This is a genomic window from Amycolatopsis sp. GM8, assembly GCF_021653975.1.
In the GTDB taxonomy this organism is placed as follows: Bacteria; Actinomycetota; Actinomycetes; order Mycobacteriales; family Pseudonocardiaceae; genus Amycolatopsis_E.
On record NZ_JAJKFK010000009.1, the window covers coordinates 204,178 to 221,874 of the forward strand.

The following is a 17,697-nucleotide window of genomic DNA, read 5'->3' on the forward strand; positions in this document are numbered from 1 at the left end:
CACCAACGGTAGATGGTCTAGACCAGAGCGTCAAGAAGTGGTCAGCACCATGAACAACCTGGTGTTCACGGTTTCCAGCAACTGCGTGGAAATCTCGCCGACCTGCTGGTCCAGGGAGGCCTTGGGAACATGATCGAGCCGGGTGTAGGAGATGTGCAGGCCTTCGGGCGTGGTCACGGTCAGCGGGTCGGGGGTGGCGACGACGTCCATCGTGATCACGTACGGCACCGCGTCGAGATCGTTGAACATGTCCCCGCTGTAGACCAGCACGCGCCGCCGATCCGGGCCGGCGACCGACCAGAGCTGTCCTCTACGCGGCCGAAGAACCACGCCACTCCTGGCGGCGGCGGTACGCGGCGGTCTCCGCGCGGGCCTCGTCCGGGTGCGCCTGCCACCACTCGTCGGTCTTCTCGCACAGCTGCCGGAACGCCTCGCGCTCCACGGCGGCGACGATCCAGGCGTGCCCCGAGACCCCGGCCTCCGCGGCCAGCGCCCGCACCTGGGCATGCGAGTCGTCCGACAGAGACAGTGCCAGCCGCTTCCCCATGGCGTCACCCTACGACGTCCCGCGCCGGCGTCAGCCGAAGCACCCGAGGCGTGTCGCTCAGCCCGCTTCCGGCCGCACGTCACCGCCGTAACGGGCGTCGACGTCGCCGGTCACGCCCGCCCGCGCGGCCCGCCTGCCCAGCACGAACACATACGTCAGGAACGCGGCCTCGGCCACCACGCCGATCCCGATCCGGGCCCACGTCGGCAACCCGGACGGGGTCACGAAAGCCTCGATCACCCCGGACACCAGCAGCACGCACGCGAGCCCGAGCGCCATCGCCGCCGTCGCGCGACCCTCCTGGGCGAGCGCGACCCCGCGGCTGCGCGGGCCCGGGTTGATCACCGCCCAGCCGAGCCGCAGCCCGGCGCCGGCCGCGACGAACACCGCGGTCAGCTCCAGCAGGCCGTGCGGGGTGATGAGCCCGAAGAAAATGTCGAGCCGCCCGGCCGCGGACATCAGGCCCGCGCTGACGCCGATGTTCGCCGCGTTGGCCCACAGCGCGGCGATCACCGGAATCCCCGCCAGGACACCGAGGAACAGGCAGGTGGCGGCCACCCACGCGTTGTTCGTCCACACCTGCGCGGCGAACGAGCCCGCGGGGTTGGACGAGTAGTACGTCTCGAACTCGCCGCCGGGCTGGGTGAGGCGGCGGATCTGCTCGGGCGCGGCGATGCCGGCCTGCACGTGCGTGCTGGTCGCGACCCATGCGGCGAGCAGCGCGGTGACCACGATCGTGACCAGCGCGGTCGACAGCCACCAGCGGCGGGCGCGGTAGACGGCGGCCGGGAACCGCTGGGCGAAGAACAGCCCGACCTCGCGCCAGGCCGGGGTGTGGGTGCCGGTGACGGCCGAGCGGGCCCGGGTGACCAGCGTCGAAAGGCGGGACAGCAGTGCCGGGTCCGGCGCGGCCGAGCGCACCGTCGACAGCTGCGTGGCCGCGCGCTGGTACAGCGTGATCAGCTCGTCCGCCTCGGCGCCGTGCAGCCGGCGGCGGTCGAGCAGCTCACCGAGCCGGTCCCATTCGGCGCGATGCGCCGCGACGAAGAGATCGACGTCCACCCGGCCAGATTACAGTTAGCTGGTGAGTCCCGAACCCGATCTGGTGACCGGCGACGCGGTCGTCCTGGACCTGCGGCTGGCCCGGCTGGCGAGCCGCGGGCTGGCGTTCGCCCTCGACGCGGTCATCCAGCTCGCGATCCTGGTCGCCGGGCTGCTCGTGGTGATCATCGCCGGTCCCGACGACGACGCCCTGCGCGCCACGCTCCTGCTGACCCTGCTCGTGCTGGTGCGCGTCGGATATCCGCTGCTGTTCGAGGGGCTGGGCCACGGCCGCACCCCGGGGAAGTCCGCGGTCGGGCTGCGCGTGGTGCGCGACGACGGCGGGCCGGTCCGGTTCCGGCATACGCTGACGCGGGCCCTGGCGGGCGCGATCGTCGACTTCGGGCCGGTGTTCGCGTGGGGTGCGGTGGCGCTGATCTGCTCGCTGGTGTCGGAGAAGTCCAAGCGGGTAGGGGACTTCCTCGCCGGGACGGTCGTGGTGATGGAGCGCGCGCCCGCCGAGGTCCGGCTGGACCTCGCGATGCCGCCGCAGCTCATGACGTGGGCCGCGCAGCTGGACCTGTCCGGGCTCACCGACGATCTCGCGCTCGCCGTGCGCCAGTACCTCGCGCGGTATCACTCGCTGCGGCCGGAAGCGCGGGACAGCCTGGGGTTCAGCCTCGCGCAGGAGGTCGCCTGGCGGATCGGCGCGGCGGTCCCGCCGGGTGTGCCGCCGTGGGCGTACCTGATGGCGGTGCTGGCGGAACGCCGCAACCGCGCCTACCCGCCCCCCGGACCGTGGAACTCACCGTCGCGAATGTGGGACTCACCGTCCTGAACGTCGGACTCGCGTTCCCGAGTGTCGGACTCGCCGTCCCGAGCGTCGGACTCGCGGGCGGCACCGGCGGGCCCGCGCGAGTCCGACGTTCCCAACCGCGAGTCGTGCGTTCGGGACGGTGAGTTGTGCGTTCGCGGCCGGCTAGCTGACGTCGGCGTCGGGGGCGGCGAAGGTGTTGCACTGGGCGAGCCGGTCGCTCTGCGCGCCCTTGCGCCACCACGCCGCGTAGTGCGCGTTGGTGCCGTGGTCGTGGCTGCCGGACGTGTTGTCCCCGCGGGTCTCCTGGTCGTTCCATGCCGCGTCGAACACGTCCTGGGTGACCGTGCCGCCGCGGTTGGCCGTCGCGCCGAGGAACATGCCGGAGAAGCATTGCGCCTGCAGCTCCTTGCGGCGCGACATCTCCAGCCCGTCGGTGCTCTGCTGGCCGTCGCGGTAGATCGCCTGCCACACCGCGTCCATCAGGCCGACGAGGTCCTGCACGTGGTGGCCGTACTCGTGCGCGAACAGCGCGAGATAGATGCCCGGCTTGTTGCCGTACTGATCGGTCTGCAGCCCGCGATACGGGATGTACAGGTGGTCCTTGCAGTAGTAAGACGCCGTGGCCAGGCCGACGTCGATGGTGCCGCAGTCGGTGGTGAAGCTCGGCCCCGCCGGGAACTCCAGCTTCGGCGGGGAGAACGGCAGGTTCATCGACGTGAGCAGCTGCCCCCACCGGTCGTTGAGGCACTGCGCCGCGGCGGTGAAGAACGCCTCGGAGGCGGCCGGGCTGCTCGGCCAGCCGGGCAGGTTGCAGCCCGCGTTCGACAGGCCCGCGTTCGGGTTGGTCAGCAGCGGATGGTCGGCGAGCGTGAACACCTGACGCGGGCCGGCCGGCGACGACGGGGTGCTCGACGTCGACGTGGTGGCGCGGCTGGATGACGTGCGCGTGCTGGTCGAGGGGGTCGTGCGGGTGCTCGACGTGGGCGACGGCGTGTCCGTCGTGTCGTAGGAGGCCGCGTTGCTGGAGCCGGACGGCCCCGAGGTCAGCGCGACGACCAGGGACACCGTGAGCAGCACCGCCGCGCCGAGTGAGATGGCGACGATCGCCCCCACGGGCTTCTTCTTCGGCGCGGGTGGCTGCGGCGGGCGCGGACCCCACGGGGGTGGCTGCTGCGGGGGATAGGGACCCCAGGGCGGCGGCCACTGGCCTGGTGGAGGTTGGCTCATCGCCCGCTTGTCTCCCGGTGCTCGGGCACGCCTGTCTGCGCGCGTCTTGCAGCATAAGGGGTGCGCCCGCCGCCGGGTGCCCTCCGGCGGAATTCGACCCCTCGGTATCCGGCCCGACCACACCCGCCGCGACCTGCGCATCGCCGGTGTTCAGGTCGTCTGTCCAAATAGGACACGTGCGCTTTGTGGCAACGCGTGGCCTGGATGGCGCACCCCGAGATCCAGGACGCCGCCATCTGCTAGGCCATTCGCCGGGGAAGTCGGCCGAACGCTGGGGGCCGACGCTTGTCGTTTACCGACGGGCCGTCGCGCGCTCACCTTCCAGTCCCTCTCTTGTTTGTTTACCCGAGCAAAGCTTTCGATCTCGGCGGCGGAACTCACGCCAGCCGCCGCTCTGGGGTGATCAGCTGTGGGGTCGTCCCTTTGTCGCAGCGGTCTCGGGACCGCACCAGGAGGGGGACCACGTGTCGCGCTTCCAGTTGTACCGCACGGATGAATCGAGAATTCGGTGGAGACTGCTCGGGGGTAACAACCGCGTGTTGTGCGTGGGCGAGCGCTGGCACGCCGATCAGGCGGCGGCGCTGGCCGAGGTCGCGCTCGTGCGGCTGGTCGCGCCCCGCGCCGATCTCACGGTCGAGCACGAGGAAACCGCGTTGTGGTGGTGGCGGGCCGTCGTGGGAAAGGCGAACCTCGTCAAATCGGCCCAGGGATTCGCGCGCCGCATCGACGCCGAACGAGCCGTCGAGCGTTTCCGGCGCTGTGCGCCGGCCGCGGTGGTCGAACCGGGGCTGGCGGTCTTTCCCCCCGGCCGGCGCGGCCGGTTGCTGCATCCGGTGGTGCACCGTTCGCTGAACCGGAGCAAACCGAATGGTTTAGACGTTGCGCCGCAGCGGCCTGTTGGCTGACCGTTCACCCCGCGATCCGGCCCCGGTCATGCCGGTGCACTTCGCTTTCCTTGGGGCACTGCGGGTTTTTCGAGAAGAAGAAAAGTCGAGAGGCGGGAAGGTTCTGTGACAACGCTGGCCGGCGACACCGGGTCGTCAGGCGCGGACGCTTCGGCCGACAAACCGCGATCGATCCGGCCCGGGGTACCGGTTTCCGACCGGGTGTTCCGCGCGATCGCGCGGGGCGGCGGAATTCTCATGCTGGTCATCATGCTCGGTATCGCGGGCTTCCTGGGCCAGCAGGCGGCGCCCGCGCTCGGCGTTTTCGGCTGGCATTTCTTCACGGTCCAGACCTGGGAGGGCGAGCACCTCGGGGTGCTCGGGGTGATCACCGGAACCCTGCTGGTCGCGGTCGTGGCGATCGTGGTGTCGTTCCCGCTGGCGATGTTCACCGCGCTCTACATCGCCGAGTATTCGCCGCGCTGGTTGCGCCGCACCCTGATCGCCGTCCTCGACCTGATGGCCGCGGTGCCCAGCGTGGTGTACGGCCTGTGGGGATTCGCGGTCCTCCAGAACAACACGATCTACCTGTCCCGCTGGCTGCACACCTATCTCGGTTTCCTTCCCTTCTTCCACGTCGACACCGATCCGCACGCGGCGTTGTGGGACAAGAGCATGTACACCTCGTCGATCTTCATCAGCGGCCTGGTCGTCTCGCTGATGGTGATCCCGATCGCGTGCTCGGTGATGCGTGAGGTGTTCTCCCAGGCGCCGCAAGGGGAACGGGAGGCGGCGCTGGCCTTGGGCGGCACCCGGTGGGGCATGGTTCGCGCGGTGGTGCTGCCGTTCGGCCGAGGCGGGATCATCGGCGGCACCATGCTCGGGCTGGGCCGCGCGCTGGGCGAAACCATTGCCATCACCTACATCCTGTCGCCGGACTTCAGTGTGCACTTCCGGATTCTCGAGAAGGGTGGCAGCACGATTTCGTCGCTCATCGCGAACCGGTTCGGCGACGCCACGGGTGTCCAGGTGTCCGCACTGCTGGCCGCGGGCCTGACGCTGTTCGCCATCACGCTGGTGGTCAACATGATCGCGGGCTTCGTGGTCGCGCGCAGCCGTAGCGGTGCGGCGACGGAGATCTGAGGAAACCCATGCAGGACAACACGAACTACGGCGCGGTCGACGGAGCAGGCCCCAGCACCGGCGAAGCGACCGTCCCGATCGACGTCGGCGCCGGGCCGGGTGCCACGGCCACCGCGACCGCCCCGGCCAAGCCCACCACCGCCACAATGGCCCCGGCGCCGCCCGCCCCGGCGCGCCCGAGCGGTCCCGCCAAACCCGAGCGGCGGCGCAATCTCCGTACCTCGACGCTGGACGACTACCTGTCGGTGATCGGCGCGCTGATCGGCTCGCTGTGCCTGGTGTGGTTGTGCTACAACCGCTTGCTGCCCTTCTCCGGCCCGCTCGGCTTCGCGGTGTGCTGGTTCGTCGCATTCCTGGCCTTGTACGCGGTCGTCACCTCGTTGCGGCACGGCCGGCCCCAATTGGCCGATCGGATGATGGCGGTCGTGATGCACGCGGCGGCCATCATCGTCGTCGCGACCCTGGCGTACGTCGTCGTCAGCACCCTGTGGGGCGGCCGCGATGCCTTGTCCCACTTGAACTTCTTCACCGAGGACCTGCGGAACACCGGCTCGCTGGACCCGCTCAGCAGCGGCGGCGTGCTCCACGCGCTGGTCGGGACGCTGGTCGAGATCGCTATCTCGATCGTGATCGTGTTGCCGCTGGGGGTGCTCACGGCGGTGTATCTCAACGAAGTGGGCGGCCGGGCGGCGCAGATCGTCCGCACGGTGGTGGAGGCGATGACCGCGCTGCCGGACATCCTCGCCGGTCTGTTCATCTACGTGTTACTGCTCCTGGTTCTCGGGTTCCAGTTCTCGGGTTTCGCGGCGGCGGTGGCGCTTTCGGTGACGATGTTGCCGATCACCGCTCGCGCGGCCGAGGTCGTGCTGCGCGTGGTGCCGAACGGGCTGCGCGAGGCGAGCCTGGCGCTTGGCGCGTCGCAGTGGCAGACGGTCTGGCGAGTCGTCCTGCCGACCGCGCGCGCGGGCCTGGCGACGGCACTGATCCTCGGTGTGGCCCGTGGTATCGGGGAGACCGCCCCGGTGCTGCTCACCGCCGGATACGGGACCTACCTGAACGCCAACCCGTTCAGCGGGCCGATGGCCTCGCTGCCGCTGTTCGCCTACACGCTGTCCAAGTCGCCGTCCGAAATGGACGTCGCGCGCGGTTATGGCGGCGCGTCGGTGCTGCTCGTGCTGGTTGTGCTGCTGTTCGTGGTCGCGCGGGTGCTCGCCGGGCGCGGCCGGGAGGGTCGTCGATGAGCGGCCGGAATTCAGTCGATCGGGAGTCCGCAGGCGTGGGAGAAGGAAAGTGTTGAACGAGATGCGGCGGCACCGATGGTGGCGCCCGATGGTGCGACTTGTGGCGATACTCGGCGCGGCAACGCTACTGATCGTGAGCGGTGGCCCCGGAGCGCCGGTGGCCGGCGCGGTGGGCGAGGCGATTTCGGGCAGTGGCTCGACGTGGAGCTTCCCCATGGTGAACCAGTGGCGGGCGGACGTCGCATCGCAGGGCACGAACGTCAACATCGGGCCGGGCGGGTCGAGCGTCGGGCGTCAGCAGTTCGCCGATGGGATCACCGACTTCGGTGACTCCGACATCGCTTACCAGGGCAGGGATCTCCTCACCGGCCAGCAAGACGTGTCCATCCGTGCCTACGCCTATATTCCGGTCATCGCCGGTGGTACGTCGCTGATGTACCACCTGGAAGCCGGTGGGCAGCTGATCCGGAACGTGCGGCTGTCGGACCTCACCGTGGCCAGGATCTTCACCGGCAAGATCACCATGTGGAACGATCCGGCCATCACCGCGGACATGAACGGTCATGCGCTGCCGGCCAAGAAGATCCAGGTGATCGTCAACTCACAGGGCGCGGGTACGTCGTTCCAGTTCACCGACTGGCTGTCGAAGCGGCACCCGGATCTGTGGAAGGACTACGCCGGCAACAACGTGCCCACCTCCTACTACCCGATCAAGTTGCCCAACTTCTCGGGCCAGGCCGGTGACGACCGGATCGCCGCCACGATCGAGGGCCCGAACGCCGACGGAGCGATCAGCTTCGTCCAGTACTCGTACCCATTTTCGAAGGGCTGGCCGGTGGCCAAGGTGCTGAACCCAGGTGGCTACTACACGGTGCCGACTCCGGGGAACGTCGCCTTCGCGCTCCAGAGCGCCCGTGTCGAGACCGCCAACCACGACCCCAAGGTGTACCTGACCCAGGATTTGTCGGGCGTCTACACGGCGGGCGACCCGCGGGTTTACCCGCTGTCATCCTACTCGTACATGATCATCCCGATCGACCCGAGCGACCCGCACGAGACTGAAGGCAAAGCACAGACCTTCGCGAACTTCTCCTACTACTCGTTGTGTAACGGGCAGGCGAAGGCGCCGGCGCTGGGCTACTCACCACTGCCGTACGTCCTGGTGCAAGCCGCGTTCGACCAGGTTCCGAACTACTCGAAGATGAAGCCGGAGTTCCACAGCAACCAGGACCCGAAGACCTGTGACAACCCGACCTTCGACAAGAACAACCTCAACCGGAACCTGCTGGCCGAAACCGACCCGTTGCCGCCGCCCTGCGACAGGGTGGGGCAGGGACCGTGCGAGTCGAACGACCCCAATTCCCCCTCGTCCCGGAACCCGGCCGGTGGCGCGGGCGGCAACGGTAACGGCAACGGCGCGAACGGAAACGGAAATGGCAACGGCGCCAACGGAAACGGCGCGAACGACGACGCTGCCAACGGCAACGCGAACGGCGACAACGCGGCCCAGGACGCCGCGCTGGGTCTCGGCCAGGACCAGAACGGCTCCGCGGATTCCGCGGTGGCCGGCACGTCGAGCCAGTTGGCGGCGTTCCGCGGTAGCGGGATGACCACGCTGCTGGGCGTGCTCGCGGCGATCGAACTGATTCTGGTGCTCCTGGTGCCCGCGCTCGTGCGGCGCGCGCTCGAGCGCCGGCAACAGGGGCAGAAAAATGGGAACGGCTGACGTGCACGAGCACAGGGACGGGAGAACCACGGTGTTCGGGAAATCGGTGCGGCGCCGGGAGTTTCCCCGCCCGCTGCGGAAGTTCGGCGGGCTGGTCGCGGTACTGGTCCTGGTCGCCATGAGCATGGTCGTCATTCCGGCGAGCGCGGCACTGCCGGCGCCGCAGCAGGTCGCCGCGCCCGGTTCCTGTGACGGGTGCACGCAGACCCACCCGCTGACCACCTGGCAGATCGCCGACCCGAACGCGGATCCCAAGACCCTGACGAAGGTGACGACCGCGCCGGCGTCGGTGACCGTGTCGCAGCGGACGAACCTCCAGCAGCGGCAGGTCATCACGGTCGGCTGGAACGGGTTTATCCCGAGCGTCAACGGGGGTCCGAACCAGTTCGACGGGGTCAGCCTCGATCCCACCAACTTCCCGGTGGTGATCGTGGAATGCTGGGGTACCGACACCGGTGGGCAGAATGGTATGGACCCCACGCACTGCCAGGGACCTCCGTTTACGAACGGGGGACACCGGCTGCTCAGCCTGGGCGGAGGTGTCAAGGCCACGATGACGAACGATGCGAACGAAGTCGGCGCGGCAAATCCGACGGATATCAGCGGTGGAAACGCCATCACCGGCCCTGACACGCTGGGGTTCACGGCCGTGGACGGCACGCATTACAACATGATCGCCGAGGTCCCACCCAGCCTGAACGCGGACGCTACAGCGCCGTTGCCGGGCAACGCCCTTTCGACATTCAGTGACGCGACCGGTTCCCGGTCCGGTGTGGCGTTCGAAGTGCGCGGCGGCAGTGACATGCCGGTGCTGGGCTGCTCGAACCAACAGGCGTGCACCCTCGAGGTCATTCCGATCATCCGGCCGTACTGCAATCCGGATCTCTACACGGCAAACCCGGCGTTCAAGATCCTCGTCGGCACGAGGTGCCTGCAGGAGCCGGCCGCGACCGACGGCGCTCCGAACCCGTTTCTGACCGCCGACGGCTGGTGGCTTGCCGCGCAGTGGCAGAACCGGTTCTCGTTCCCCCTGCAGATGGCCCCGCGGCCTGGTGAGTGTCCGGTGGTGGACCAGCGGCCGACCGTCACGATCCAGGGATCCGAGGCGGCGCAGACGGCTGTGGCGGGGACCTGGAGCCCGTTCTTCTGCCTGGACCCGAAGAGTGCGTTCAAGCTGACCCAGACCGTGACGCCAGAGGACGCCGCGCGGACGGCGCTGACCACCGGCAGCGCGAACGCGATCTTCACGTCTCAGCCGGTCACGGACTCGCCGCGTCCGGTGGTGCATGCCCCGGTGGCCGCCACGGGCTGGACGGTGGCGTACCTGGTCGACGACCAGAACGGCCAGCAGTATCTGAACCTCACGTTGTCACCACTGCTGCTCGCCAAATTGATAACGAACTCCTACACCACCGACTTCGGGATCGAGCCGGCGATCGGTGGCAATCCGACGAGTTTGTTCCAGGATCCGGAGTTCGTGGCGCTCAACCCCGATTTCCATACGGCGGAGACCCGGGTGAACGTGACCTGGCTTTCTCAGGACTCGGATCTGTTCACCGCGATGTTCGCCTATATCGACGCCGACCCTGATGCGCGCGCGTTCTTGGACGGGAAACCGGACCCGTTCAGCGGCATGGTGATCAACCCGGCGTACCGGGGCCAGCTGCACCCGCCGCAGGCGGGTTACCAGCAACTCGACACCTTTGTGAATCCGCCGTCGAGCGTCAATGAAGCCTGCAACGCCCTGCCGCTGAAGTTGTACGACCTAGCGGCACAGTATGCCATTTCCCTGGATGCGGCGGCACAAGACGTGCTCGGCCGGAAGGCGCCGTTCCAAATCTGCAAGGGTGGCGCTGCCGGCGTACCCGCATCGTGGGGAATCAACAACGACAGTCAGCGTATTGGCAGCCGGCATGTATTGGCGTTCACCAGCGTTCCGCTGGCGGAGCAGTACGGTCTGTCGATGGCCAGGCTGCAGTCGCATTCCGCGAATTCGCGGCCGGTCGCGCCATCCGGATGGGAGAGCACTGGCGGTTTCAGCACCATCCAGGCCGCCTTGGGCTATACCAAGCAGGACAAGGCAACGGGCGTCACGTCGCCGGACTTCTCCATCTTCCCGTACAACAACGCGTATGCGGGTATGACGCCGGTTTACGCGGCGGTGCCGACCTGCGGGCTGGATCCGGCGGAGGCCGGGCGCCTGGCGGACTTCCTGGACTTCGCCGCCGGCCCGGGCCAGACCCCGGGGACACTGGCCGGGCAGCTGCCGCCGGGCTACGCCCCGCTGCCCACCGCCTACACCGACTACACGAAGACCGCGGCGGAAGCGGTGCGGCATCAGACCTGCGCGGTTCCGCCGCCGCCCGCCGACCTGGCCGGGGCGGTGCGCGACGAGCTAGGCCTGCCCGCGCCCGGGTCGACCGGCGACTTCGGTAGTTTCGGCGGCTCCGGAGCAGGCAACACGAATGCGGCGAACGTGGCGGCCGGCGGCCCGGCTGCAGCCAACCCGGCCTTGGCGCCGAACGCCGGTGGCGCGCCCCCGGTGGCCACCGGCAAGCCGACGACGACGGCCGCGACCCGCGGGGCCGGCTCCCTGCTCGGCCGCTGGGGCCTGGCGGTGCTGCTGATCGTCGGTCTGGTGGCGGGGCTGCTGGTGCCGGTGGTGCGGGTGGCGGGACAACCCGGGCATCCGGTGCGGGTCTTCTTCGTCCGCGTCGGCCGATGGCTGAAGTCGGCCGTGCGGCGGGAATCGGTATGACACGGAGCCGGCCGGGCCACCGCGAGCACGACGTCGAGGAGCGAGCGTGACGACGACCGCACCGGATGAGCTCGAGGCGACCGGGGAGATATGGGCGCCGCCGCCCGAGCCGGCCAAACCGGCCCGCCCGCCACGCCGTCCGCTCAACTTCTGGTTCCGCCTGCTCAGCCAGTTCCTGCTGATGCTCGCGGTCGGCCTGATCGGGCTGGCGGGGTACCTGATCGTGGTGACCCCGGTCCAGCAGAGCAACGACCAGGACCGGCTGTATGCCACCTACCGGGAACAACTCGCCGCGGCGACCGCGCCGACCGGCGGCCTGATCGACCCCGGACTGCCGGTCGCGCTGCTCGCCATTCCCGGCCTCGGCTTCAACCAGGTGGTGGTGCAGGGCACCGCGTCGGGAGACCTCGAGGCAGGACCGGGCCACCTGCGCAACACCCCGCTGCCGGGCCAGGCGGGCACCTCGGTGATCTACGGCAAGTCGGCCACCTTCGGGGCGCCGTTCCAGCAGATCGACCGGCTCCAGGCCGGCGACCGCATCGAGGTGACCACCGGCCAAGGGGCGTTCACCTACCGGGTCATCGACGTCCGCCGTCCCGGCGACCCGTCGCCCAGCACGCTTGCCAAGGGCGCCGGGCGGCTGACCCTGGTCACCTCGCAGGGCGCGAACCTGCTGCAGCGCGGCGACATCCTGCTGGTGGACGCCGATCTGCTGGACCAGCCGCAACCGACCCCGTCCGGCCAGCCGAGCCTCATCCCGCGGGAGGAGCTGGCGATGGAGTCCAACATGGCGATCGCGAACCTCGGGTTGGTCCTCTGGTTGCAGGCGCTGGGCCTGGCGCTGGCCGGTGTCGTCTGGGCCCGGCAGCGCTGGGGCAAGCGCGAAGCCCTCGTCGTCGGTGTGCCGATCGTGGTGGCGATCGTCTGGAACCTCTACGAGACCGTCGGTCAGCTGCTGCCCAACCTGGTCTGAACCTGTGCTCGCGGTAGCCCCGCCGCACTGGAAAAGGACCGCCGCGACCAGTGTGGTTCCTGGTCGCGGCGGCCGGTTTTCACGCTGGTGCCGGGGTCACCGGTTCCAGCGCACCGCCTGGAAGCCGCTGGTCGCGCTGTCCGAGCCACCGACGATCAGGGAACCGTCGGAGTTGAGGCCGAAGGCCGCGCTGGTCGCGCCGGCGGGCGCACCGGGCAGCGTGCCCAGGTCGATGGTCCGGCCGCGCTGCCACAGCACGGCGTGGGCGCCGCCGTCGGCCGCCAGGTCCGCGCGGCCCACGATGTCACCGTTGTCGTTGATCGCGTTGGCGTTGCTGAAGTTGCCGCCGAGGGTGCCGAGGTCGGTGACGGTGCCGTTGGTGTTCCAGCGCACCGCGTGCGAGCCGCCGTCCGGCGTGTTCGAACGGCCGACGACCACCCCCGCGCAGTTGATCGAAGTGGGGGCCGAAGCGCCGCCCAGGCCACCGAGGTCGGTGACGGTGCCGTCGGTGTTCCACCGTGCCGCGTGGGTGCCGGAGGCTCCGACGATCACGCCCGAGATGTTGATCCCGGTGGCCGAGCCGAAGAAGTCGCCCGGCAGGGTGCCCAGGTCGGTGACGGTGCCGTCGGTGTTCCAGCGCACGGCGTGGGAGGTGCCGTCGGTCGCCGTGGAGCGGCCGACGACGACGCCACGGTCGTTGATCGCGTTCGCCTCGGTGAAAGTCCCGCCGAGTCCGGCCAGGACGGTGCTGGTTCCGTCCTTGTTCCACTCCACGGCGCGGAAGGTGCCGTTGGCCGCGGCGGAGCGGCCGACGACGACGCCGTAGTCGTTGATGCCGTGCGCCTCGCTGTTCACGTCGCCGGGCAGGATGCCCAGATCGGTGATCGCGCCCTTGGCGGTCCATCGGGCCGCATGCGAGAACCCTGTGGAGTCGAACACGCGGCCGGCGCTCACGCCGTACGCGTTCGCCGCGCTGGCCTGTCCGTTGATGCTTCCGGACAGCGTGCCCAACGTGTGGATGGACGTGGCGGCCTCGGCCGGCGCGATGGTGCCGACCGCCAGCACGGCCGCCGCGGCAGCGGTGATGGCGAGTGCGGAACGACGGCCGAAGGACGGGGATCTTCTGTCGGTGTCCACCGATTTTCCTTTCCCGGAATGGGGATTCGTGAGGGGAGAACAACCGGACGGCGCGGAGCGCGCCGTCCGGGAATAGCTGATGGCCGGCGGCCACAGGGCCGCCGCCCACCAGGTCGTGCGTCAGTTATGTGGTGCTCTGTGGTGCGGTGATCAGATGTGCTCGGCGAAACCGCAGACCGAGCTGGTGTGGCCCGGCAGCAGGCCGAAGCCTTCGCGGGTCACCTCGTTCTGCCCGGCGGTGCTGCAGACCCAGCCGTTGACGCCGGTGCCGTCACCGAGCAGCGGCTGCAGGGCGGTCGGCACCGAGAAGTTGCCGGCGTTGCGGGTCACCAGGTACACCGGACGGAAGCCGACGAAGCCCGTGGTGTTGAGCTTGATCTGCGTGGACAGGTTCGTCGGGAAGGTGGACCGGGCCTTCGAGAACGGCGCGACGGCGTCGGCGTTGTTCGCGATCTGAGTCGGGTCGTGCTCCTGCACCGTGGCGACGCAGGCACCCAGGTCCGCGTCGGTGATGCCCAGCTGGCTCTCGAAGAACGACCGGGTGCCCGAGCCCGCCTGCGGGATCTTCGGCTGGATGGTGCCGGCGCTGCCGCCCACCTGGTTCCAGTTGGTGGTCTGGCACTTGTAGATCGAGGCCAGCTGGGCGTTGGTCAGCGCGGGCGCACCGTGGCTGGCCACGGCGTTCGACAGCGCGTACCGGACCTCGTCCTCCGCGACCGGGATGAACAGCAGCGGGTTGGTGCCGATGGTGTCGCCGGTCTGGGGCTTACGCGAGGAACGCGCGAGGTCGATCTTGGCCGGGTTGGCGGTGTCGGCCTTCAGGTCCGCGATGCCCTCGCTGGAACCGTTCGACCGCTGGATCGAAACGCCCGGCTTGACGGTGATGCTGTCGTGGATCACCAGGGGCTGGATCGCCGGGTCGTTCGGGCCCGTGCCGGTCGGCTTCGTGGCGTTCCACGAGTCGAACTTCTTGGCCGGGCTCGTGGCGTTGTACAGCGCGGCGAAGTTGTTGCCGAGGAACTCGATCGTGTCCGAGCCGACGGCGGTGATGTCGGTCGCCGCGACGGCCTGGGGCGGGTCTGCCGAGGCCGGCGTGATCATCGCCGTAGTCAGCGCGGCCGCGCTGGCGACCAGCGCGGCGAGCTTGACAACTTTGCGCATTGAATGAACTCCCTGTTTCTTCAACGGAATGTTCACCCCTGTTGGGGGCAGCTCAAAGCGTGCCAAGGAATAACCGACGTAACCACGACGTAACGGGGAAGGGATAGTTCTTGGGCACCACCGTGCGGGTTAACCAGCACCCAACAGCCACCCGTTCTGGCTAACGAAGAAATCACGGTCAACGCCGTTTGCCGGGCTCAGCGGCGTGCCGCGCCAGGCCGAATGTCACGGCCATGTGTCGTGCACTCTTCGTTCACGTTGCGACGGGTGTTCGTGCGCCAGAGCATGCCAGATACGTCTTTTCGTTGCGATCGGCTGGTCGAAAAGGGTGACTGTTGGGTGCCGGTTAACCTCCGCGTTGTTGGGCGAAAGCTTGGTTTTCGTCGTAGGAATTCTGGTCGTGGGTTTCGTTCGGTGTCACTCTCCGATTGGCCGCATTAGGTGAACCGTTGAAAGAACTGGGGTTTCTCATGCGTTCGATCATCAAAAGTGCTTTCCTGCTGGCCGGCGGGCTTGCGCCGCAGCCGGTGGCTTCGTCCGACATCACCATGGTCAACGACGACACCGTTGCCTACCCGATGAAGGACCTGTGCGCCGCACACGGACCTGTTTGTCGTTGATCTCACTGGGTGTACGCGTGCTCCCCGAGCCGGTGACATCATCGGCGACGACCCGTTGCTGTTCCTTCCGGTACGCGTTGTCGAACGCCGTGGCCAGCCACGGTGTGAACGGGCTGACCAACGCCCAGCTCGCGTCCATCTACAAATGCCAGACCACCGACTGGAGCCAACTCGGCGGCACATCCGGCACCATCCAGCCGCTGATCCCGCAGCCGGGTTCGGGCACCCGGGGCTTCTTCGAACAGCAACTCCTCATCACCGACGCGGATCTGGGTTCCTGTGTCACCACAGTGCAGGACGAGGTCGCGACCCCGATCGCCACCAACGCCAACGCGATCGCACCGTTCTCGAAACCCAAGTCCGTCTTCCCGGTGAACCTCTCCAGCCAGATCAAGCTCAACACCACGGGCTTCGCCGGTTTCCGTTCGCTGTACCTGGTTTCTCGCGACGCCGGCGGTGCCACCATCCCGGCTTATCTGCAGCCGTTCGTCGGCGACGGCACCGGCGTCAACGGCTGGGTCTGCGACTTCACCGCGCAGAACGAGGTGATCCGCGAAGGATTCGGCCTATTGCCGGGGCACACCAGCGACTTGTGCGGCTTCGCGATTTAACGGCGGCTCGCCAGCGCATAGCTGTTGGCCGCGGCGAAAACCTGCTGTGCGTAGTCCACCGAGCCGTTGTAGGACAGCATGGCCGACCACCAGCCGTGTGATGTGGACAGGTCGCGCTGATCGGCGCAGAGATAGCGGGCGGCGCTCAGCGCGGCGTCGTCGATGTTCTGCGGGTCGGGTTTCCGGCCGTCATGCCCGGCCCGCGTGCCCCAGGTGTCCCATGTGGACGGCAGGAACTGCAGCGGCCCCACGGCGTGCTCCCACACCGGGTCGCCGGTGAGCGCACCCCCGTCCGTCGCCGGGATCCGTTGCATGCCAGGAGATCCGTCCAGGGCGGGTCCGATGATCGGGGTGCGCGGGCGGCCGTCGGCGCCGAGTTCGGTGCCGCCGAACCGGCCGTGGTCGGACTCCACCCGTCCGATCCCGGCGAGCGTCGACCAGGAAAGGTGACAGCCCGGCGCGAGCGTGCGCGTGGCGATCTCGGCGTTGCCGTAACCCACCAGCGCCCGCGCCGGAACACCGGTGGCGCCGGCCATCCGGGCCGCCCACCCGTTCAGTCCATTTTGGACCGAGGCGCCGGGAGCCGGCGGCTGCTCTGTGACCGAGTCGAAGGAGTCGGCCGCGGACTGAATCCCGGTATCACCGGCCCGCAACACCCACATCGCACCGCCACCGACGGCCAGGATGAGGAAAGCGAGGACCAGCCAGACGACCAGCAACGCCGCACGGCTCGGCGGGGTATCGACCTCTTCCTCCGTCGACGTCACGGCAATCACGTTACGGTCGCGCGCCGCTGCCACGGGGAACACAGCCGGGGTGGCCATGTTCGGTGAACCATCAGTTCATGTGCGCGCCACCCGGTCTGCCTACCGTCGACATACGTGACTTCACCTAGCGCGCCCGCGGACGGGTCGGCCGAGAGAACCCTCATCGACCTGCATCCGAGCGAAGTACCCGAAACCGGCCTGGTGCCCGACCTGGATGTACAGCCCGGTCGGCCCGGCGGCGGGGACGGCGGCGCCACGCTGGACGCGGTCCAGGTCTCGGCCTGGTTCGGTAGTCACAAGGTGCTCGAGCGGGTTTCGCTGACCATGCGCGCCGGCACCGTCACCGCGCTGATCGGCCCGTCCGGCTGCGGCAAGTCGACCTTCCTGCGGATCCTGAACCGGATGCACGAGCTGGTGCCCGGCGCGTCGCTCGCCGGTGAGGTGCTGCTGGACGGCGACGACGTCTACGACGCGGGCGTCAAGGTCACCGATACCCGGCGCCGCATCGGCATGGTCTTCCAGAAGCCGAACCCGTTCCCGGCGATGTCGATCGCGGAGAACGTCACCGCGGGGCTGAAGCTGGCCGGGGTGACGGCGGGCCGGCACGAGCGCAACGACCTGGTGGAGGAGTGCCTGACCAAGGCCGGGCTGTGGCGCGAGGTCCGGGATCGGCTGCGCTCGCCCGGTGGCGCGCTGTCCGGCGGTCAGCAGCAGCGGCTGTGCATCGCGCGGTCGCTCGCCGTGCGCCCGGACGTGCTGCTGATGGACGAGCCGTGCTCCGCACTCGACCCGACCTCGACCCGCCGGATCGAGGAGACCATCGCGGAGCTGCGCGACGAGGTGACGATCGTCATCGTCACCCACAACATGCAGCAGGCCGCCCGGGTCTCCCAGCACTGCGCGTTCTTTCTCGCCGAGGACGGCGCGCCCGGGCACATCGTGGAGTCCGGCGCCACCAACGCGATCTTCTCCCAGCCGGCCGACCCGCGGACCGCCGACTACGTGCACGGCCGGTTCGGCTGAGTCGCTCGTGCCCGCCCCCGG

17 protein-coding genes are annotated in these 17,697 nt (G+C 69.0%); 10 read left to right on the forward strand and 7 right to left on the reverse strand.

The genetic code is table 11. The features are described from left to right. Positions 1 to 30: 30 nt before the first annotated feature. From LOZ83_RS34035 to LOZ83_RS34045, 3 genes are read right to left on the reverse strand one after another with little or no spacing between them, the layout of a single operon-like run. Positions 31 to 330 (reverse strand): hypothetical protein, encoded by a 300-nt coding sequence (locus tag LOZ83_RS34035; RefSeq protein WP_236795923.1) that lies wholly within the window; start codon positions 328 to 330, stop codon positions 31 to 33. Continuing rightward, a complete protein-coding gene (locus tag LOZ83_RS34040; RefSeq protein ID WP_236795925.1) occupies positions 311 to 547 on the reverse strand; it encodes a hypothetical protein in 237 nt (78 codons plus the stop codon). The genes LOZ83_RS34035 and LOZ83_RS34040 overlap by 20 nt, the downstream gene beginning before the upstream one ends. Before the next feature lie 57 nt (positions 548 to 604). After that, the gene (locus LOZ83_RS34045; RefSeq protein WP_236795926.1) at positions 605 to 1,609 is read right to left on the reverse strand and encodes a stage II sporulation protein M; all 1,005 of its coding nucleotides are present in this window, start codon (positions 1,607 to 1,609) and stop codon (positions 605 to 607) included. A gap of 22 nt (positions 1,610 to 1,631) precedes the next feature. On the opposite strand from LOZ83_RS34045, the gene LOZ83_RS34050 reads away from it, so the two are divergent. After that, positions 1,632 to 2,426, forward strand: a complete 795-nt coding sequence (locus LOZ83_RS34050; RefSeq protein ID WP_236795928.1) for an RDD family protein — start codon at positions 1,632 to 1,634, stop codon at positions 2,424 to 2,426. Between the two features lie 141 nt (positions 2,427 to 2,567). On the opposite strand, the gene LOZ83_RS34055 is transcribed toward LOZ83_RS34050, so the two are convergent. After that, the gene (locus tag LOZ83_RS34055) at positions 2,568 to 3,518 is read right to left on the reverse strand and encodes a neutral zinc metallopeptidase (RefSeq protein WP_236795930.1); all 951 of its coding nucleotides are present in this window, start codon (positions 3,516 to 3,518) and stop codon (positions 2,568 to 2,570) included. A gap of 578 nt (positions 3,519 to 4,096) precedes the next feature. Between LOZ83_RS34055 and LOZ83_RS34060 the strand changes: the two genes are divergently transcribed. The 6 genes from LOZ83_RS34060 (at position 4,097) to LOZ83_RS34085 (ending at position 12,357) form a co-directional block, all read left to right on the forward strand. Continuing rightward, the gene (locus tag LOZ83_RS34060; protein WP_236795932.1) at positions 4,097 to 4,537 is read left to right on the forward strand and encodes a hypothetical protein; all 441 of its coding nucleotides are present in this window, start codon (positions 4,097 to 4,099) and stop codon (positions 4,535 to 4,537) included. Between the two features lie 105 nt (positions 4,538 to 4,642). Continuing rightward, a complete protein-coding gene (gene pstC / locus LOZ83_RS34065) occupies positions 4,643 to 5,659 on the forward strand; it encodes a phosphate ABC transporter permease subunit PstC (protein WP_236795933.1) in 1,017 nt (338 codons plus the stop codon). A gap of 8 nt (positions 5,660 to 5,667) precedes the next feature. Continuing rightward, positions 5,668 to 6,900: a phosphate ABC transporter permease PstA gene (gene pstA / locus LOZ83_RS34070; RefSeq protein ID WP_236795934.1), complete on the forward strand. Its 1,233-nt coding sequence runs from the start codon at positions 5,668 to 5,670 to the stop codon at positions 6,898 to 6,900. Between the two features lie 88 nt (positions 6,901 to 6,988). Continuing rightward, on the forward strand, positions 6,989 to 8,626 hold the full coding sequence (locus tag LOZ83_RS34075) for a substrate-binding domain-containing protein (RefSeq protein WP_236795935.1): 1,638 nt from the start codon (positions 6,989 to 6,991) through the stop codon (positions 8,624 to 8,626). A 421-nt stretch (positions 8,627 to 9,047) separates the two neighbouring features. Then, complete coding sequence (locus LOZ83_RS34080) at positions 9,048 to 11,384, forward strand: hypothetical protein (RefSeq protein ID WP_236795936.1); 2,337 nt, start codon at positions 9,048 to 9,050, stop codon at positions 11,382 to 11,384. 46 nt (positions 11,385 to 11,430) lie between these two features. Beyond that, entirely contained in the window at positions 11,431 to 12,357 is a 927-nt protein-coding gene (locus tag LOZ83_RS34085) for a sortase (protein WP_236795937.1), read from the forward strand. Between the two features lie 96 nt (positions 12,358 to 12,453). Here the strand turns inward: LOZ83_RS34085 and LOZ83_RS34090 are convergent, their stop codons facing one another. Next, complete coding sequence (locus LOZ83_RS34090; RefSeq protein WP_236795938.1) at positions 12,454 to 13,494, reverse strand: hypothetical protein; 1,041 nt, start codon at positions 13,492 to 13,494, stop codon at positions 12,454 to 12,456. Between the two features lie 150 nt (positions 13,495 to 13,644). Further along, on the reverse strand, positions 13,645 to 14,655 hold the full coding sequence (locus LOZ83_RS34095; RefSeq protein ID WP_236795939.1) for a substrate-binding domain-containing protein: 1,011 nt from the start codon (positions 14,653 to 14,655) through the stop codon (positions 13,645 to 13,647). 449 nt (positions 14,656 to 15,104) lie between these two features. Here LOZ83_RS34095 and LOZ83_RS34100 point away from each other — a divergent pair, with 449 nt between their 5' ends. Together LOZ83_RS34100 and LOZ83_RS34105 are read left to right on the forward strand one after the other, a co-directional pair. Further along, positions 15,105 to 15,275: a hypothetical protein gene (locus tag LOZ83_RS34100; RefSeq protein ID WP_236795940.1), complete on the forward strand. Its 171-nt coding sequence runs from the start codon at positions 15,105 to 15,107 to the stop codon at positions 15,273 to 15,275. A gap of 17 nt (positions 15,276 to 15,292) precedes the next feature. Beyond that, positions 15,293 to 15,886 carry a substrate-binding domain-containing protein gene (locus LOZ83_RS34105; RefSeq protein WP_236795941.1) on the forward strand — a complete coding sequence of 198 codons (594 nt, stop codon included), beginning with the start codon at positions 15,293 to 15,295 and terminating at the stop codon, positions 15,884 to 15,886. Here LOZ83_RS34105 and LOZ83_RS34110 read toward each other — a convergent pair. Next, positions 15,883 to 16,653: a murein transglycosylase gene (locus LOZ83_RS34110; RefSeq protein ID WP_236795942.1), complete on the reverse strand. Its 771-nt coding sequence runs from the start codon at positions 16,651 to 16,653 to the stop codon at positions 15,883 to 15,885. The two genes, LOZ83_RS34105 and LOZ83_RS34110, sit on opposite strands and share 4 nt — an antisense overlap. Before the next feature lie 258 nt (positions 16,654 to 16,911). On the opposite strand from LOZ83_RS34110, the gene LOZ83_RS34115 reads away from it, so the two are divergent. Further along, positions 16,912 to 17,676 (forward strand): phosphate ABC transporter ATP-binding protein, encoded by a 765-nt coding sequence (locus LOZ83_RS34115; RefSeq protein WP_236796017.1) that lies wholly within the window; start codon positions 16,912 to 16,914, stop codon positions 17,674 to 17,676. The last annotated feature ends 21 nt before the right edge of the window (positions 17,677 to 17,697 follow it).